This is a genomic window from Anaeromyxobacter paludicola (assembly GCF_023169965.1).
Lineage (GTDB): Bacteria > Myxococcota > Myxococcia > Myxococcales > Anaeromyxobacteraceae > Anaeromyxobacter_B > Anaeromyxobacter_B paludicola.
The window spans coordinates 1,808,087-1,823,400 of the sequence record NZ_AP025592.1; the positions used below are offsets into that span (position 1 = coordinate 1,808,087).

At 75.9% G+C, this 15,314-nt stretch carries 12 protein-coding genes; 10 read left to right on the plus strand and 2 right to left on the minus strand.

The genetic code is table 11. From position 1 onward, the window contains the following. Window positions 1–1,770, minus strand: a complete 1,770-nt coding sequence (locus AMPC_RS08480; protein ID WP_248345710.1) for a hypothetical protein — start codon at window positions 1,768–1,770, stop codon at window positions 1–3. 74 nt (window positions 1,771–1,844) lie between these two features. Between AMPC_RS08480 and AMPC_RS08485 the strand changes: the two genes are divergently transcribed. Together AMPC_RS08485 and AMPC_RS08490 are read left to right on the plus strand one after the other, a co-directional pair. Then, window positions 1,845–2,897 carry a hypothetical protein gene (locus tag AMPC_RS08485; protein ID WP_248345711.1) on the plus strand — a complete coding sequence of 351 codons (1,053 nt, stop codon included), beginning with the start codon at window positions 1,845–1,847 and terminating at the stop codon, window positions 2,895–2,897. A 112-nt stretch (window positions 2,898–3,009) separates the two neighbouring features. Further along, the gene (locus AMPC_RS08490; protein ID WP_248345712.1) at window positions 3,010–4,029 is read left to right on the plus strand and encodes an aldo/keto reductase; all 1,020 of its coding nucleotides are present in this window, start codon (window positions 3,010–3,012) and stop codon (window positions 4,027–4,029) included. A 12-nt stretch (window positions 4,030–4,041) separates the two neighbouring features. Here AMPC_RS08490 and AMPC_RS08495 read toward each other — a convergent pair whose 3' ends face one another. Beyond that, window positions 4,042–4,938 (minus strand): NmrA/HSCARG family protein, encoded by an 897-nt coding sequence (locus AMPC_RS08495; RefSeq protein WP_248345713.1) that lies wholly within the window; start codon window positions 4,936–4,938, stop codon window positions 4,042–4,044. 127 nt (window positions 4,939–5,065) lie between these two features. Here AMPC_RS08495 and AMPC_RS08500 point away from each other — a divergent pair, with 127 nt between their 5' ends. The 8 genes from AMPC_RS08500 (at window position 5,066) to AMPC_RS08535 (ending at window position 15,164) form a co-directional block, all read left to right on the plus strand. Continuing rightward, window positions 5,066–6,253: a hypothetical protein gene (locus AMPC_RS08500; protein ID WP_248345714.1), complete on the plus strand. Its 1,188-nt coding sequence runs from the start codon at window positions 5,066–5,068 to the stop codon at window positions 6,251–6,253. Beyond that, window positions 6,250–7,572 (plus strand): multiheme c-type cytochrome, encoded by a 1,323-nt coding sequence (locus tag AMPC_RS08505; RefSeq protein ID WP_248345715.1) that lies wholly within the window; start codon window positions 6,250–6,252, stop codon window positions 7,570–7,572. Before AMPC_RS08500 ends, AMPC_RS08505 begins: the two co-directional genes overlap by 4 nt. Before the next feature lie 77 nt (window positions 7,573–7,649). After that, window positions 7,650–8,561 (plus strand): DMT family transporter, encoded by a 912-nt coding sequence (locus AMPC_RS08510; protein ID WP_248345716.1) that lies wholly within the window; start codon window positions 7,650–7,652, stop codon window positions 8,559–8,561. A 30-nt stretch (window positions 8,562–8,591) separates the two neighbouring features. Continuing rightward, entirely contained in the window at window positions 8,592–9,332 is a 741-nt protein-coding gene (locus tag AMPC_RS08515; protein ID WP_248345717.1) for a sigma-70 family RNA polymerase sigma factor, read from the plus strand. Window positions 9,333–9,357: 25 nt separating this feature from the next. After that, window positions 9,358–9,828 carry a type II TA system antitoxin MqsA family protein gene (locus AMPC_RS08520; RefSeq protein ID WP_248345718.1) on the plus strand — a complete coding sequence of 157 codons (471 nt, stop codon included), beginning with the start codon at window positions 9,358–9,360 and terminating at the stop codon, window positions 9,826–9,828. 102 nt (window positions 9,829–9,930) lie between these two features. After that, window positions 9,931–11,271: a cytochrome ubiquinol oxidase subunit I gene (locus tag AMPC_RS08525; protein WP_248345719.1), complete on the plus strand. Its 1,341-nt coding sequence runs from the start codon at window positions 9,931–9,933 to the stop codon at window positions 11,269–11,271. Between the two features lie 2 nt (window positions 11,272–11,273). Further along, window positions 11,274–12,299, plus strand: a complete 1,026-nt coding sequence (cydB, locus tag AMPC_RS08530) for a cytochrome d ubiquinol oxidase subunit II (RefSeq protein WP_248345720.1) — start codon at window positions 11,274–11,276, stop codon at window positions 12,297–12,299. A 57-nt stretch (window positions 12,300–12,356) separates the two neighbouring features. Beyond that, a complete protein-coding gene (locus AMPC_RS08535; protein WP_256466143.1) occupies window positions 12,357–15,164 on the plus strand; it encodes a cation-translocating P-type ATPase in 2,808 nt (935 codons plus the stop codon). The last annotated feature ends 150 nt before the right edge of the window (window positions 15,165–15,314 follow it).

The following is a 15,314-nucleotide window of genomic DNA, read 5'->3' on the forward strand; positions in this document are numbered from 1 at the left end:
TCAGGCGAGCTCGAGCCACTCGAACCAGACCGGGTGGTTCGCCTTGTACCACTCGAGCACCTTGCGGATGGCGGCCTGCTTGTCCTTCGGCATCACCTTCTCGTCCACCCGGTCGAAGTGGACGCGGATGCGGTCGCCGTCGTGCTCGAGCGCCTGCGAGAGCATGGTCTGCAGCTCGTTCCGGATGCGGCCCGAGTCGGAGATCTTCACCGCGCGCCGGGTGTGGTCCACGCCGGAGAGGAAGCGCACCAGGAGCGGGCTGAAGACGTGGCGCGCCTCGGCGAGCGGCTCCATGAGCCGGAAGGTGAAGCTGATGAGGCTCGAGGCGCTGCGGGTCGCGAGCCGGGTGGTGACCTTGTAGGTGGTCTCGGAGAGCTGCTCCACGCCGGGCGCGCCCGTGTACGGGTCGTCGCACATGTAGCCGGTGGAGGCGAGCACCTTCCAGCTCTTCTCGGGGAGGAAGTCGTCGGCGCGCAGCACGCGCTTGCCGAGCGGCATGTTGGACATCTCCGCGTCCTCGATGGCGTCGGCGTAGCTCTTCACCTTGCCGGCCTCGAGCTCCTTCACCCCGAGCGCCTCGGCGAGCCGGGCCGCGAAGTCGGGCGCGCGCCGGTCGAGCTGCATGAGCCGCCGCTCCACGTCGCAGGGCTGGTCGAAGGTGGGCGAGAAGATGGCCATCGAGGAGTCCACCTCGAGGACCTCGGAGAGGCTCGCCGCCTGCATCGCCTCGGCGCTGGCCGCGTAGCCGTCGCAGAGGAACACGTGGGTGGCGCCGGCAGGGTCCTTCCAGCTCCCGACCAGGAAGGTGGGGGCGTAGGTGCCGGAGTCGGTGAAGACCTCGATCCCGGAGGGCGCCTTCCAGCCGTCCTCGACGAGGTGGGCGCCCACCTGCTTCCACTCCTCCCAGAGCTGGCCGAGCCGGCCGACGCGGCTCTTGCCGCGCAGCGTCCAGACGTGCACGTTGGCGCGCTGCACGCCGGGGTACGCGGCCTCGATGGCCCGCATCACCTTCTCGCGCGGCGTGCGGTAGTCGAGCAGCACCGCCGCCTCCTCCGCCGCCTGCGAGACGCGCCGGGGCACGGTGAGGCAGCCCATGTACGACTCGTACGGCCGCGCCACCGTGAGCGGCGAGTCGAAGAGGTGGAAGACCGCCATCGGCCCGGTCGGCTTCCCCTCGGCGAAGCGCGAGGTGTTCTCGAGCGTGTCGACCGCGGCGCCCCAGAGCGTGATCCCCTTCTCCTGCAGCTCGCCGTAGAAGCGCTCGTAGGAGTGGGCCGGGTCGTTGAGGAGCCGGTGCACCGCGCGATCGACCACCTTCGCGACCTCGGGCCGGCCGTAGACGCGGCCGAAGCCGAGGAGCGGGTTCGCGCCCATCTCCGGCGTCTCGCCCGCCTTCGGCATGAGCCCCTCGCCGAGCGACACCATGATGGCGTGGTTCTCGGGGATGGTCCGGGTGAGCGACCAGAGCCCCTCGCTCATCACGTAGGCGCTGATGGCGTCGGCCGCCTTCTTCACCTGGTTGTAGGCCGACTTGTCCTTGCCGGCGCCCCCGCCGTAGCCGCCGAACAGCCGGGTCCCGAGCGCGGTGGCGGCCGAGGTCATGGCGATGCAGCGGGCGATGCCGCGCGGCGTGAAGGTGTAGGCCGACACCGGCTCGGGCTGCTGCCGCTCCACCTCGACGTCCTCCAGCCAGAGGTGGAACCGCAGCAGCACGGGCCGGGTGTCGAAGGCCCACTGCGCGACGAGGTTCCGCTTCTCGATGTCGGTCATGGCTCGGCTCCGGGAGGTGGGCGCTTCGGAAGACGGCGCGCATTCTAGAGCAATCGATGGCAGAATCCACGGGAATGCTGGTCGCTTACGTCACCGGGCACGGATACGGGCACCTCGTGCGGCTCGGGGAGGTGCTGCGGGAGGTGAGGGCCCGCGCGCCGGGGCTCCCGATGACCCTCGTCGGGGACGTCACGGAGCCCCTGGTCCGGACCCTCGTGCCGGGTCCGCTCGCGCTCCGGCGGGTCGCGTGCGACGCGGGGCTCGTCCAGCGCGACGCGCTCCAGGTGGACGAGGCGGCGAGCCTGCGCCGCTGCCGGGAGCTCGACGCGACCTTCGAGGCGCGCTGCGCCGTGGAGACCGGGTTCCTCCGGTCCGTCGGGGCCCGGGCGGTCCTCGCCGACGTCCCGCCGCTCCCCTTCGCCGCGGCGGCCCGGGCGGGCGTGCCGAGCCTCGCGCTCGCGAACTTCTCCTGGGACTGGATCTACCGCCACCTCGCCGCCCGCGAGCCGGCGTTCGCCGCCTCCGCCGCGCTCGCCGCTTCCGCCTACCGGGAGGCGGGGCTGCTCCTCGCCCTCCCCTTCGCCGGCGACCTCTCGGCGTTCCCCCGCCGCGTCGAGGTGGGGCTCGTGGCCCGCCACCCGCGGGTCCCGCGCGAGGAGGTGCGGCGCCGCGCCGGCCTGGACGGGCGGCCGGCGGTGCTCGTCTCCTTCGGCGGCCTGGGCGTCCCGCGCCTCTCGCGCGAGGTCCTCGCGCGCGACGCCGAGTTCCAGTGGCTCCTCCCGGAGGACGCCACCACCGCCCGCCTCACCGCGCTCGGGCTCATCTACCCCGACCTCGTGGCGGCGGCCGACGTGGTGGTCTCGAAGCCGGGCTACGGCATCGTGTCCGACGCCGTCGCGGCCGGCGCCCGGCTCGTCTACACCGAGCGCGGCGACTTCCCCGAGTACCCGGTGCTGGTGCGCGACATGCCCCGCTGGCTCGGCTGCGTCCACGTGTCGAACGCCGACCTCTTCGCCGGGCGGCTCTCGGAGCCGGTGCGCCGCGCCCTCTCGCTCCCGAGGCCGCCTCCGGCCGACACGGGCGGGGCGGCGCGCGCGGCCGAGCAGGTGCTCGCGGCGCTGGGCTGAGCGCGGCCGCGCCGCCACGGTCCGCCCCGGGGCGCTGCCAAGCCCAGCCGTTGCCGGCGTGGGCTCCCGCCCCAAGACTCCCCGGAGGGCCGCTCGGCCCGGGGAGGCGCTCATGACGCGGCGCGGGTTCGTCGGGTGGACCATGGCGGCGGCGGTGGGGCAGGCGATGAGCCAGTGGCTCGGGTTCGGCGAGGCCCAGGCCGCGGGCGGCCCGCCGCCGGCGGAGGGCCCGATCCCCAGGCGCCCGCTCGGCAGGACCGGCGAGTCGGTGACCGTCCTCGGCCTCGGCGGCTCGCACATCGGGCGGCAGGCCGACCCGGCCGAGAGCGTCCGGATCATCCGGGGCGCCGTGGACGGCGGCATCACCTTCCTCGACAACTCCTGGGACTACAACGGCGGCGAGAGCGAGCGGCGCATGGGCCGCGCCCTGAAGGACGGCTACCGGGAGCGCGTCTGCCTCATGACCAAGTTCGACGGCCGGGACCAGAAGAGCGCCGCGCGGCAGATCGACGAGTCGCTCCGGCGGCTCCAGACCGACCACGTGGACCTCCTCCAGTTCCACGAGATCATCCGCCCCTCCGATCCCGAGCGGATCTTCGCGGCCCACGGCGCCATCGAGGCCGCGCTCGCGGCGCGGAAGGCGGGCAAGGCGCGCTTCCTGGGTTTCACCGGCCACAAGTCGCCCGACCTCCACCTCGCCATGCTGAAGGCCTGCGAGGCGCACGGGTTCCACCCCGACACCGTGCAGCTGCCGCTCAACGTGATGGACGCGAGCTACGAGAGCTTCGAGGCGAGGGTGCTGCCCGAGCTCACCCGGCGCGGCATCGGCGTGCTCGGGATGAAGCCGCTCGGCGACGGGGAGCTCCTCCGGAGCCACGCCGTCGCCCCGGAGGACGGGCTCCGGTACGCGATGAGCGTCCCCGGGGTGAGCGTCACCATCACCGGCGTCGACTCGATGGAGATCCTGGCCCAGGCGCTCGCCATCGCGCGCGGCTTCGAGCCGCTCGACGTGCGCCGCCGGACCGCGCTGCGCGAGGCGGCCGCGGCCGCCGCGGCCAACGGCCAGTACGAGCTCTACAAGACCTCGCACCACTTCGACTCGACGCACCAGCACCCGGAGTGGCTCGGGTAGGGCCGGCCTCGGTCACGCGGTCGGCTGCTCCGGGCTCGCCACGTCGAGCACGCTCCAGTCCTGCGCGCGGGCCCAGCCGGCGAAGTCGTGCCAGGCCACCTCCGGGAACCGGCGGCGCAGGGCGGCGAGGTCCACCCGGTAGCCCACCTCGTCGAGCCACTGGAACATCCGGCCGAGATCCTCGCTGCGGCTGCGCACCGCCTCGACCGGCACCGGGACGTAGTCGATCTGGGTGCGCGCGGCGCGCGAGACGGCCCGGGCCATCTCCGGCCCGGTGAGGTCGTCCGAGGCGACCTCGATCCGCTCGCCCGCGAACTGCGTCGGCCGCTCGAGCACGATCCGCACCACGCCGGCGAGGTCGGCGAGCGCGACGGTCTGGAGGCGGCGCGCCGGGGGCAGCGCCAGGGCGAGCTCCCCGGCCCGCAAGCCGGTGAGGTAGGCCGGGCCGGAGAGGTTCTCCATGAAGAAGGCCGGGGCGACGACGGTGAGGGGGACGCCGAGCCCGGCGAGGCGCCCCTCCACCTCGTGCTTGCTGTCGAAGTGGGGGATCCCGGTGAGCTCGCTCGCGCCGGCCACCGACGAGTAGACGAGGTGCTTCACCCCGGCGGCGCGGGCCGCCTCGGCCGCGCGCAGGGCCTCCCGCACCTCCGCCTCCGGGCCGCCCTCGAACGGCGTCGCCATCAGGAAGAAGGCGTCGGCCCCCTGCACCGCCGCCCGCACCGAGGCTCCCTCCTCCAGGTCGGCCTGGGCCACCTCCGCCCCGAGCGCGCGCAGCCGCGCCGCGGCCGGCGAGCCGGGCCTTCGCGTGAGGCCCACCACCCGGTGCCCCTTCTCGAGCAGCAGCCGGGCGACGGCGCCCCCCTGCTGGCCGGTGGCGCCGGCGACGACGACTCGAATCGACCTGGGCATGGGCTCCTCCGACATGGCTCCTGCCATAGCGGGCGCCGGCGCGCGCCGCAGGACGCCGCGGGACCATCCGGCGGCGCGCCGCCCACCCCCGGGCCGCCCCCGATGGGTGCAGTGCTATGCTGCTCCCGTGATCCGACCTCCGCGAACGAACCGCCCGGCCCTGCGCCGCGCCCTGCCGTTCCTCGCCCTCGCGCTCGGGTGCGCCGCCGCCGGGGCCGTGCCGCGCCCGGCGCCGAAGCCCGAGCCGCCGGGCACCGGCGACCCCGTCGCCCGACCGATGCAAGTGGCCTGGTCCAAGGACGGGCGTCGGCTCGCGGTGGCGCGGCCGGACGGCGTGCTCCTGCTCGAGGCCGAGACCGGGGCGCAGCGGCTCCTCCCCGGGCCGGCGGCGCGGACGGTGGACTGGAGCCCGTCGGACCGGCTCCTCCTCGTCGAGGGCGAGGGCGCGGCGCGACGCGCGGTGTCGCTCGACCCCGCGAGCGGGGAGCGGCGCGAGCTGCGCCGCGGTCCGGCGCTCGCCTCGGCGCGCTGGCTCCACGGCGGCCCCGACTTCCTCGCCGTGGAGGCGGAGCGCGAGGTGGTGAGCTACGGCACCGACGCGCGGCTCCGGCTGCTCCGCGTCGCCGGCGCGGAGGCCGTGCTCGTGCGGGAGTGGTCGGCCAACCTCCCGACCCGCGCGCCCGGCGTCGAGCTCGCGGCCGGCTGGGTGGCGGCGGCGCCGAACCCGATCGACGGCGGCCTCGCGCTGCCGGAGCTCCACAAGCCGCCGCTCTTCGCGGCGCACCTGGCCTTCTTCGGCGTGGACCCGGCCGATCCCGCGCCGGCCGAGGTGGGCCGGATCCCGGCCGCGGTCTGGACCGCCACCTCGAGCTGGTCTCCCGACGGCGCGCGGCTCGCCTTCGCGAGCGGTGACGGCGCGCTGCAGCTCCTCCGCCGCGACCGCACCGTCGAGGCGGCCCCGGGGCCGGCGCGCGGGCGGCACCCGAGCTTCAGCCCGGTGGACGACCGGCTCTTCCTCGGCGGCGCCGTCGTGACCGCCCGCGGCGAGGTGATCCGCGAGCTCGTGCCCGGCGCCCCGGAGTCGCTCGGCGCCTGGTCGCCCGACGGCGCGCGGCTCGCGGTGGTGGAGGGCGGCCGGGTGCTCCTGTTCGGCGGGCTCGATCAGGCGCCGCCGCCCGCGGTCCGGCAGCGCCGGGAGGCGGCCCGCGAGGCGATCTGGAGGCTCGGCGCGCTGCGCCGGCAGGGGCTCCTCGAGCGGCGGCCCTACGCGCAGGAGCGGGACAGGCTCCGGCAGCAGGCGGAGGTGGAGCGATGACGGCGATCTGGCTCACCCTGGCGCTCGCGGCGGCCGCGGGCGGGGACCGCAGCGGCGCGGCGACCTGCCTGCCGTGCCACGAGAAGGAGACCCCGGGCGCGGTGGCGGCCTGGCGCGCCTCGGCGCACGGCCCGCGCTCGAAGAAGCCGGTGGGCTGCGCCGACTGCCACGGCGCCGACGGCCCGGCGAACCACCCCGCCGCGGGCGCGCGCACCCGCCCGGCGGTGGCGATCGACACCTGCGCCCGCTGCCACGCCCGGGCGGCGGCCGACCACGCCCGGAGCGACCACGGCAAGGCGATGCGCGCCGGCCGCGGCTGCACCCGCAACCAGGCCTCGACCGGGCCCGAGTGCCTGCTCTGCCACGAGCCGGGGAGCGCCGCGCCGCGCACCTCGGCCGAGTGCGCCCGCTTCCTCACGCAGAGCCCCGCCATGCAGCGCCAGGGCTGCAACGCCTGCCACGACCTCGAGAAGCGCTGCGACGCCTGCCACGGCGCTCACGGCACCTCGGCGGCGGTGGCGCGCGACCCGCTCACCTGCGCCACCTGCCACATGGGGCCGGACCACGCGCAGTACGAGATGTGGCGCAGCTCGCGCCACGGCGCGGTCCACGCCGTCGAGGGCGTCGCCCGCGGGCCCGACTGCGTCACCTGCCACATGCCCGGCCGCTCGCACGACGTGAGCGCCGGGATCACCATGGGGCTCGCCGGCCAGCCCTACCCGCCGGAGCGGCGCGACCGGGAGCGGCAGCGGATGCTCGACGTCTGCGCGAAGTGCCACGCCCGCGGCTTCGCGGCCCGGCAGCTCGCCGACGGGGACGCCGTGCAGAAGGAGAGCAAGGCGCTCCTCGACGAGGGCGCCGCCATCGTGCGACGGCTCGACGGCGCGGGGCTGCTCGAGCCCGCCCCGGCCACGCGCCCGCCCCACCCGCTCTCCGGCGCGAGGCTCGAGCTCGGGCCGCAGATGCTCTACGAGGACCTCTCCCGCGCCGAGGCCATCTACTTCCGGATGAAGAAGTACGCCTACGTCACCGCCTACAAGGGCGTGTTCCACCAGAACCCCGACTACGCCCACTGGCACGGCAACGCCGCGCTCAAGCTCGGCCTGTCGGAGCTCCGCAGCGAGGCGGCGCTGCTCGAGCGGCTCCGGCTCCTGGAGCAGCGGCTCGAGCTCGGCGCCGGGCCGGCCGCGGCCGGGGGCAAGCCTGAGGACCTCGAGCGCGACCTGCGCGCGCTGCGCGAGCTCCGGCTGCGCGGCGAGATCGACGCCGCCACGCTCGAGCGGCGGCAGCTCGAGCTGCTGAGGCGCGGGGCGCGCTGAGCCAGCCACGCGCTCTCGCCCTGGCGCGAGGGCCACCCGGGACGCCGGCGCCCCGGTTCGAGTAGGCTCGCCGCCCCGTGCCGCGCCTCGCCGCCTTCGCCGCCATCGTCCTCTGGGGCGTGTCCTTCGTCGCCACCAAGGCGGTGGTCGGCGAGCTCTCCCCCGCGACCCTGGTCTTCACCCGCGCCGGGCTCGGGACGCTGCTCCTCGCCGGGCTGCTCCGGGCCCGCGGCCGGCCCGTCCTCCCTCCCCGCCGGGCGCTGCCGTCGCTCGCGCTCATGGGCTTCGTCGGCGTGGCCTTCCACCAGCTCCTCCAGGCCCAGGCGCTCACGCTCACGAGCGCGGTCAGCGCCGGCTGGCTCGTGGGGCTCACGCCGCTCTGGTCCGCCCTGCTCGCCTGGGGGATGCGCCGGGAGCGGCTCGGGGCCTGGAAGGTGCTGGGGCTGCTCGTGGGGTTCGAGGGGGCGCTCGTGGTCGTGACCGGCGGCGTCCCGGCGCCGGGCCGGCTCGCCCTCCCCTCCACCCGGGGCGACCTGCTCCTCCTCGCGAGCACGCTCAACTGGGCCGCCTACACCGTGCTCGGGCACGCCACGATCCGCGGGCTCGGCCCGACGCGCGCGACGGCGGGCGCGATGGGGATGGGGTGGCTCCTGCTCCTGCCCCTCTTCGTCGCCCGGGGCGGCTGGGCCGAGTACGCGCACCTCTCGCCCGCGGGCTGGGCGGCGGTGGCCTACCTCGGCCTCGCCTCCTCCGGGCTCGCCTACCTGTTCTGGTACGCCGCCCTGGAGCGGGTGGAGGCGTCGCGGGTGGCGGCCTTCCTCTACCTCGAGCCGCTCACCACGCTCGGCGCGGCGGTGCTCCTGCTGGGCGAGCGAGCGAGCGCTGGCTCGCTCGCCGGGGGAGCGCTCGTGCTGGCGGGCGTCCTCCTGGTGCAGGCGCCCGACCACCTGCGGGCGCTCCGCAGGCCGGCCGGCAGATCGCTTGAATAAACTTCAAGCGCCGGACGTTGGTAGGCGACCATGACGAAAGTGACGAAAGGGAAGATTACCCGCGAGGAGCTGGCCTCGGTGGCGCCGTACCTCGAGGCGGCGCGCGCCCTTCGGCCGATCGGGCCGGAGGAGGAGCGGGCGCTCGCGGAGCGCGCCCGCGCCGGCGAGGTGGCGGCCCGGGACGAGCTCGTGCGGCGCCACCTGCCGCTCGTGATCGCCTTCGCCCGCAAGCAGTCGCGCGGGGAGCTGCGGCTCGACGAGCTGGTGCAGGAGGGCAACCTGGGGCTGCTCCGGGCGGTCGAGAAGTTCGACCCCTCCGCCGGCACCCGCTTCTCCACGTACGCGCTCTGGTGGATCCGGGCCTACGTCTGGAAGCACCTCCGGCAGGCCCGCTCGTCGGTGCGGCCGCGCAGCGGCACCGCGGCGAGGAGCGACCTCTCGCTCGACGCCACGGTCGGCGAGGAGGAAGGCGACGTGACCTACCTCGAGCGCGTGCCGGACGAGGCGCCCTCCCCGGACGCCCGCTACGCCACCGCCGAGGGGGACGCGCGGGTCCGCCTGGCGCTCGAGAAGGTCCGCGGCCGGATCGGCGAGCTGGGCTGGGACATCGTGCAGCGGCGCCTCCGCCAGGATCCCCCGGACACCCTCACCGAGATCGGCGAGCGGTGGGGGCTCTCGCGCGAGCGGGTGCGCCAGGTGGAGCTGCGGACCAAGGCGTTCCTGCGCGACTACCTGCGGCCGGCCAACGACGAGCGGCAGGAGGCCGCGTGACCGGCGGAGGGGCCCGGGGGTCGCGGTGAGCGGCCGGCGCTGCCGCCGCTGCGAGGGCGAGCTGCGGGAGGTGGTGCAGACCATCCCGGTGGCGCTGCCGCGCTGCGACGTGCGGGCGGAGGTGGCCGCCCCGGCGCGCCGCTGCGCCGCCTGCGGCGAGGCGCACGTGGACCCGGCGGTCCTCTCGCGGGCGCACCTCTCCGTGGGCTGCGCCCTCGCCGACGAGGGCGTGCAGACCGGCGGCGCCTTCCGGCACATGCGGCGCGCGCTCGGGCTGCGCGCCGCCGACCTGGCGCGGCTCCTCGACCTCACGCCCGAGACGCTGTCGCACTGGGAGACCGGGAAGGTGCGGCCGTCGCGGGCCGCCTTCGTGGCGCTCGCGGCCATGCTGGAGGACGCGCTCGCCGGCCGGACCACCACGCGCGACCGGCTCCAGGCGCTCGCCCGCGAGCGGCCCCGCCCCGGCGCGCTCTCGGTCGTGCTCCGCGGCCGCTGAGCGGGAGGGTCCGGCGCGGGGACCCCGGCCCCCGATGGACCGCTGCGGCCGCCCGCGCTCACGCACAAGAGGTCGGGGCGCCGCGCGGCGCGGGAGCCACGCATGGGAGACCTCCTCCTCATCCACCGGCTGCACTTCGGCTTCACCCTCGTCTTCCACTACCTGTTCCCGCAGCTCACGATGGGGCTCGCGCTCCTCATCGCGCTCCTCGAGTCGCTCTCGTACTGGAAGAAGGACGAGGCGCTGCACGAGGCGGCCCGCTTCTGGGCGCGCGTGTTCGGGATCAACTTCGTCATCGGGGTGGTGACCGGGATCCCGATGGAGTTCCAGTTCGGCACCAACTGGGCGCCGTTCTCGCGCTACGCCGGCGGCGTCATCGGGCAGACCCTCGCGCTGGAGGGGGTGTTCGCGTTCTTCGCCGAGTCCACGTTCCTGGGGCTGTTCCTCTACGGCGAGGGGCGCATCGGCCGGAAGGGCACCTGGGCCGCCGCGGTGCTGGTGTTCGTCGGGTCGTGGCTGTCGGGCTACTTCATCACCGCGACCAACGCCTTCATGCAGCACCCGGTGGGCTACGCCGTGGACGCCAGCGGCAAGCTCGCGATGGTGAGCCTCTGGCAGGTGCTCACGAACCCGTGGCTGGTCTGGGAGTACGCCCACGTGATGACGGGCGCCACGCAGACCGGCGCGTTCGCGATGGCGGGGGTGGGCGCCCTCTACCTCTTGCAGGGGCGCTTCGAGGCGCAGGCGCGCACCTTCGTCCGCACCGGCGTGCTCGTCGGCGCGCTCGCGAGCGTGCTGCAGATCTTCCCGAGCGGCGACGCGCAGGGGCGGCTCGTGGCGCAGCACCAGCCGGCGACGCTCGCCGCGCTGGAGGGGCTCTTCCGGAGCGCGCCGGGGGCGCCGCTCGCGTTCGTGGGGCAGCCCGACATGCAGCGGCGCCGGCTCGACAACCCCATCGAGCTGGGACACGCGCTCAGCTTCCTGACCTGGCGGCGCTGGACGGCGCGGGTGGAGGGGCTCGACGCCTTCCCGGTGGAGGACTGGCCCACCAACGTCCCGCTCGTCTACTACGCGTACCACGTCATGGTGGGGCTCGGGACCTTCTTCATCGCCATCCAGCTCGGCGCCGCCTTCCTGCTCTGGCGGCGCAAGCTCTTCGCGTCGCGGCCCATGCTCTGGGTGCTCCTGCTCGCGATCCCCTTCCCCTACGTCGCCAACACCGCGGGCTGGGTGGCCGCCGAGGCGGGCCGTCAGCCCTGGCTCGTCCACGGCCTCTACCGGACGCCGCAGGGCGCCTCGTACCACGTGTCGAGCGGCAACGCCCTGTTCAGCCTGCTCGGCTTCACCGGCGCGTACGCCCTGCTCGCCATCCTCTTCCTGTTCCTCGTCGGGCGCGAGCTGGCCCGGGGCCCGGTCGAGGGCGCGCCGGCGCACGAAGGGTGACCATGGGCACGCTCTTCTTCTGCTTCCTCGCCTTCCTCCTCGCCGCCTACGTGGTGCTCGACGGCTACGACCTCGGCACCGGCATGCTCCACCTCGGCCTCGCCCGCGACGACGCCGAGCGGCGGCAGCTCCTGCGCACCATCGGCCCGCTCTGGGACGGCAACGAGGTCTACCTGGTCGCCTCCGGCGGCACGCTCTTCTTCGCCTTCCCGGAGCTCTACGCCGTGAGCTTCAGCGGCTTCTACCTGCCGCTCATGATCGTCCTCTGGCTGCTCATCGTGCGCGGCGTGTCGATCGAGGTCCGCAGCCACCTCCTCTCGCCGCTCTGGCGCCAGGCCTTCGACGTGGGCTTCTCGGCGTCGAGCGGGCTCCTCGCCTTCTTCCTCGGGGTGGCCATCGGCAACGTGGTGCGCGGCGTGCCGGTCGGCGCCGATCGCTGGTTCCTGCAGCCGCTCTGGACCGACTTCCGGCTCGGGAAGGAGACCGGGATCCTCGACTGGTACACCGTGCTCGTGGGGACCACCGCCACCTTCGTGCTCGCCGAGCAGGGCGCGCTCTGGATCGCCTGGCGCACGGCCGGCGCGGTCCGCGAGCGGGCGCTGGCGCTCGCCACGCCGGTCTGGGCCGTCTCCGCGGTGCTCACGGTGGTGATGAGCGGGGTCACCTTCCTCGTCCAGCCGCACATCCCGGCCGGCCTCGTGCGCGAGCCATGGCGGCTCCTCTTCCCCGCGGCGGGGGTGGCGGCGCTCCTCGCGGCGCCCCTCGCGATCCGGCGCGGCCAGGAGGGCGCGGCGTTCGCCGCCTGGAGCGCCTTCCTGGCGCTCCTCCTCGCGAGCGTCGCCGCCGGGCTCTACCCGGTCCTCCTCCCCTCGAGCCTCGACCCGCGGCTCTCGCTCACCGTGGAGGAGGTCCGCGCCGCCGACGGCGCGCTCCGGCTCGGGCTCGTCTGGTGGCCGCTCGCGATCGGGATCGCGCTCGCGTACACCGCCTACGTGCACCGGCGCTTCTCGGAGCGGGTGGCGCCCTGAGCGCCACGCCCCGAAGGGCGGCGGCTCCACCCGCGCCCCGGATGGCACAATGGGCGCGTGGCGCCTCCGCCACAGCCCTGGGCGCTCCCGGTGGACGCCCTGCTCCGGCAGCTCGGCACCGCGCCCTCCGGCCTGTCCGACGAGGAGGCGCGGCGCCGGCTCGGACGGGCCGGCCCCAACGCCCTGCCGGAGCCCAGGGGGCGCCCCGCCGCGCTCCTGCTCCTCGACCAGGTGACCCACTTCATGGCCCTCCTGCTCTGGGTCGCGGGCGGGCTCGCCTTCGCCGCGCGCACGCCCGACCTGGGCTGGGCCATCTGGGCGGTGGTCTGCGTGAACGGGGCGTTCAGCTACTGGCAGGAGCGCCGCGCGGAGCGGGCGCTGCAGGCGCTCCAGGAACGGCTGCCGCTCGACGCGCGCGCCTGGCGGAGCGGCCGGCTCCTGGTGGTGCCGTCGCGCGAGCTCGTCCCCGGGGACGTGGTCGAGCTGGCCGAGGGCGACCGGGTGTGCGCCGACGCCCGCCTGCTCTCGGCCGAGTCCCTCCGGCTCGACCTCTCGCTCCTCACCGGTGAATCGGAGCCGGTCGAGCGGCGGCCGAGCCCGGGCGAGCCCGGCGAGCGGGCGTCGGACGCGGCAGGGGTCGCGTTCGCCGGCTCGAGCGTGGTCTCGGGGCGCGCCCGCGGCGTGGTGTACGCCACCGGGGCCGCGACCGAGCTCGGGCAGGTGGCCCGGCTCACCGCCCGGGTCAAGCCGGCCCCGAGCACCCTCGCCGCGCAGGTGGCGGCGGTGGTCCGGATGATCACCGCGCTCGCCGTGGCGATGGGGCTCGCCGTCTTCCTCCTCTCGCGCACGCTCCTCGACGTCCCGGCGCAGGAGGGGCTGCTCTTCGCGATCGGCATCGTCGTCGCCAACGTGCCGGAGGGGCTCCTGCCGACCATCACCCTCGCGCTGGCCCTGGCGGTGCAGCGGATGGCGCGCCGCCGGGTGCTGGTCCGCCGCCTGCCGGCCATCGAGACCCTGAGCGCGGTCTCGGTCATCTGCACCGACAAGACCGGGACCCTGACGCTCAACCGGATGGCGGTGCGGGAGGCCTTCCTGCCCGGCGCGGGCTGGCGCCGCGTGACGCCCGGCGAGGACCCGGGCCCCGCGCTCCGGTTCCTCCTCACCGCCGCCGCGCTCTGCACGGAGGCGGGCGCCCTCCCCGGCGCCGGCCTCGACGGCGGGGTCCGCGACGCCATGGACGCGGCGCTGCTCGCGGCGTGGCGCGAGGCGGCCGGGCCCGGCGCCGCCCCCCTCGACGCCGTCGCGACGCGCCTGCGCGAGCTCCCCTTCGACCCGGCCCGCCGCCGCATGACCGTCCTCGCGCGCTGGGCCGGCGCGGCGCCGTTCGCGCCCGGCGCCGGGGTGGTCCTCACCAAGGGGGCGCCGCTCGAGCTGCTCGACCGCTGCGGCCGGCTCCTGGAGGGCGGGCGCGCGGCGCCGCTCGACGCCGCAGCCCGCGCCGCGCTGCGGGCGGAGAACGACCGGCTCGCCGCCCGCGGCTACCGGATGCTCGGGGTCGCCTTCCGCGAGGGGCCCGCCTCGTTGGCCGAGACCGCGCCGGAGGAGGTGGAGCGGGAGCTCACCTTCGCCGGGCTGCTCGCCATCGCCGACCCGCCCCGGCCCGGCGTCTCGCGGGCGGTCGAGACCTGCCGGCGCGCCGGGATCGCGGTCACCATGGTGACCGGCGACTACGGCGTGACCGCGGCGGCCGTGGCGCGCGAGGTGGGCATGGTGGGCGAGCGCGCCCGGGTGGTGAGCGGCGCCGAGCTGGCCGCGCTCGACGAGGCCGGGCTGCGCGCGCTGCTGGGCGGCGGCGGCGAGCTGGTCTTCGCGCGCGTGCTGCCGGACCAGAAGCTGCGGCTCGTCCGGGCCTACCAGGCCCTCGGGCACGTGGTGGCGGTCACCGGGGACGGCGTGAACGACGCCCCGGCGCTCAAGGCCGCGCACGTCGGCATCGCCATGGGCGCGAGCGGGACCGACGTCGCCCGCGCCGCCGCCGACCTCGTGCTCCTCGACGACGACTTCGCGAGCATCGTCACGGCAGTCGAGGAGGGGCGCGCCATCTTCCAGAACCTCCGCAAGTTCCTCGCCTACATCCTCGCCTCGAACGTCCCAGAGATCGTGCCGTACCTCGCGATGGTGGCGCTCCGGATCCCGCCGGCGCTCACCATCCTGCAGATCCTCGGGATCGACCTCGGCACCGACATGGTGCCGGCGCTCGCGCTCGGCGGCGAGCCGCCCGAGCCCGGGCTGATGGACCGGCCGCCGCGGCCCGCCGGGGCCCGCCTCCTCGACCGCGAGCTCCTGGCGCGCGCCTACCTGCGGCTCGGGCTGGTGCAGGCGGCGGCGAGCATGGCCGTGTTCCTGGGGATGCTCACCCTCGCCGGCCTCACGCTGGCGGAGCTGCAGCGGCTCGCGCCGGCCCTCCTCGCGCGCGCCGCCGATCCCGGCGCCACGCGGGCCTACCAGGCGGCCACCACCGGCGCCCTCGCGGCCATCGTCCTCTGCCAGGCGGGGAACCTGTTCGCCTGCCGGTCGGAGCGCCTCAGCGCCTTCGCGCCCCACGCGCGGAACCGGCTGCGCTGGCTGGGGCTCGCGAGCGAGGCGGCCCTCCTCCTCGCGATCGTGTACGCGCCCTCCTTCCAGCACGTCTTCGGGACGGCGCCCCTGCCGGCCGGTGTCTGGGCCGCGACCCTGGTGGGGCCCGTGGCGCTGCTGGCCGTGGACGAGGCCTGGAAGTGGATGGGCGCGCGCCGCGCGGGCCAGCGGCCGCGGCGGAGCCCGGGACCGCGCGGCAGCCCCGCGCAGCCCGGTCCCGCGCTCTGACGGCGCCCCCCAGACAAGAAAAGAGGCCCTGGGGGGGGCCTCTTTTCGGACAAGCACTGAGCGCTCTCGGGCGAGCGCTGGTCCGGCTCACGCCGGTGGAGACTGCCAAGCTGTCGGATGTCGCAACGGCTCTGCTATCTCAGCCTCCTT

Bases quoted from the DNA above. Each gene is read 5' to 3' on its own strand.
- AMPC_RS08480 (WP_248345710.1), bottom strand. From the start codon at position 1,770: ATGACCGACATCGAGAAGCGGAACCTCGTCGCGCAGTGGGCCTTCGAC.
- AMPC_RS08485 (WP_248345711.1), top strand. From the start codon at position 1,845: ATGCTGGTCGCTTACGTCACCGGGCACGGATACGGGCACCTCGTGCGG.
- AMPC_RS08490 (WP_248345712.1), top strand. From the start codon at position 3,010: ATGACGCGGCGCGGGTTCGTCGGGTGGACCATGGCGGCGGCGGTGGGG.
- AMPC_RS08495 (WP_248345713.1), bottom strand. From the start codon at position 4,938: ATGCCCAGGTCGATTCGAGTCGTCGTCGCCGGCGCCACCGGCCAGCAG.
- AMPC_RS08505 (WP_248345715.1), top strand. From the start codon at position 6,250: ATGACGGCGATCTGGCTCACCCTGGCGCTCGCGGCGGCCGCGGGCGGG.
- AMPC_RS08515 (WP_248345717.1), top strand. From the start codon at position 8,592: ATGACGAAAGTGACGAAAGGGAAGATTACCCGCGAGGAGCTGGCCTCG.
- AMPC_RS08525 (WP_248345719.1), top strand. From the start codon at position 9,931: ATGGGAGACCTCCTCCTCATCCACCGGCTGCACTTCGGCTTCACCCTC.
- cydB (WP_248345720.1), top strand. From the start codon at position 11,274: ATGGGCACGCTCTTCTTCTGCTTCCTCGCCTTCCTCCTCGCCGCCTAC.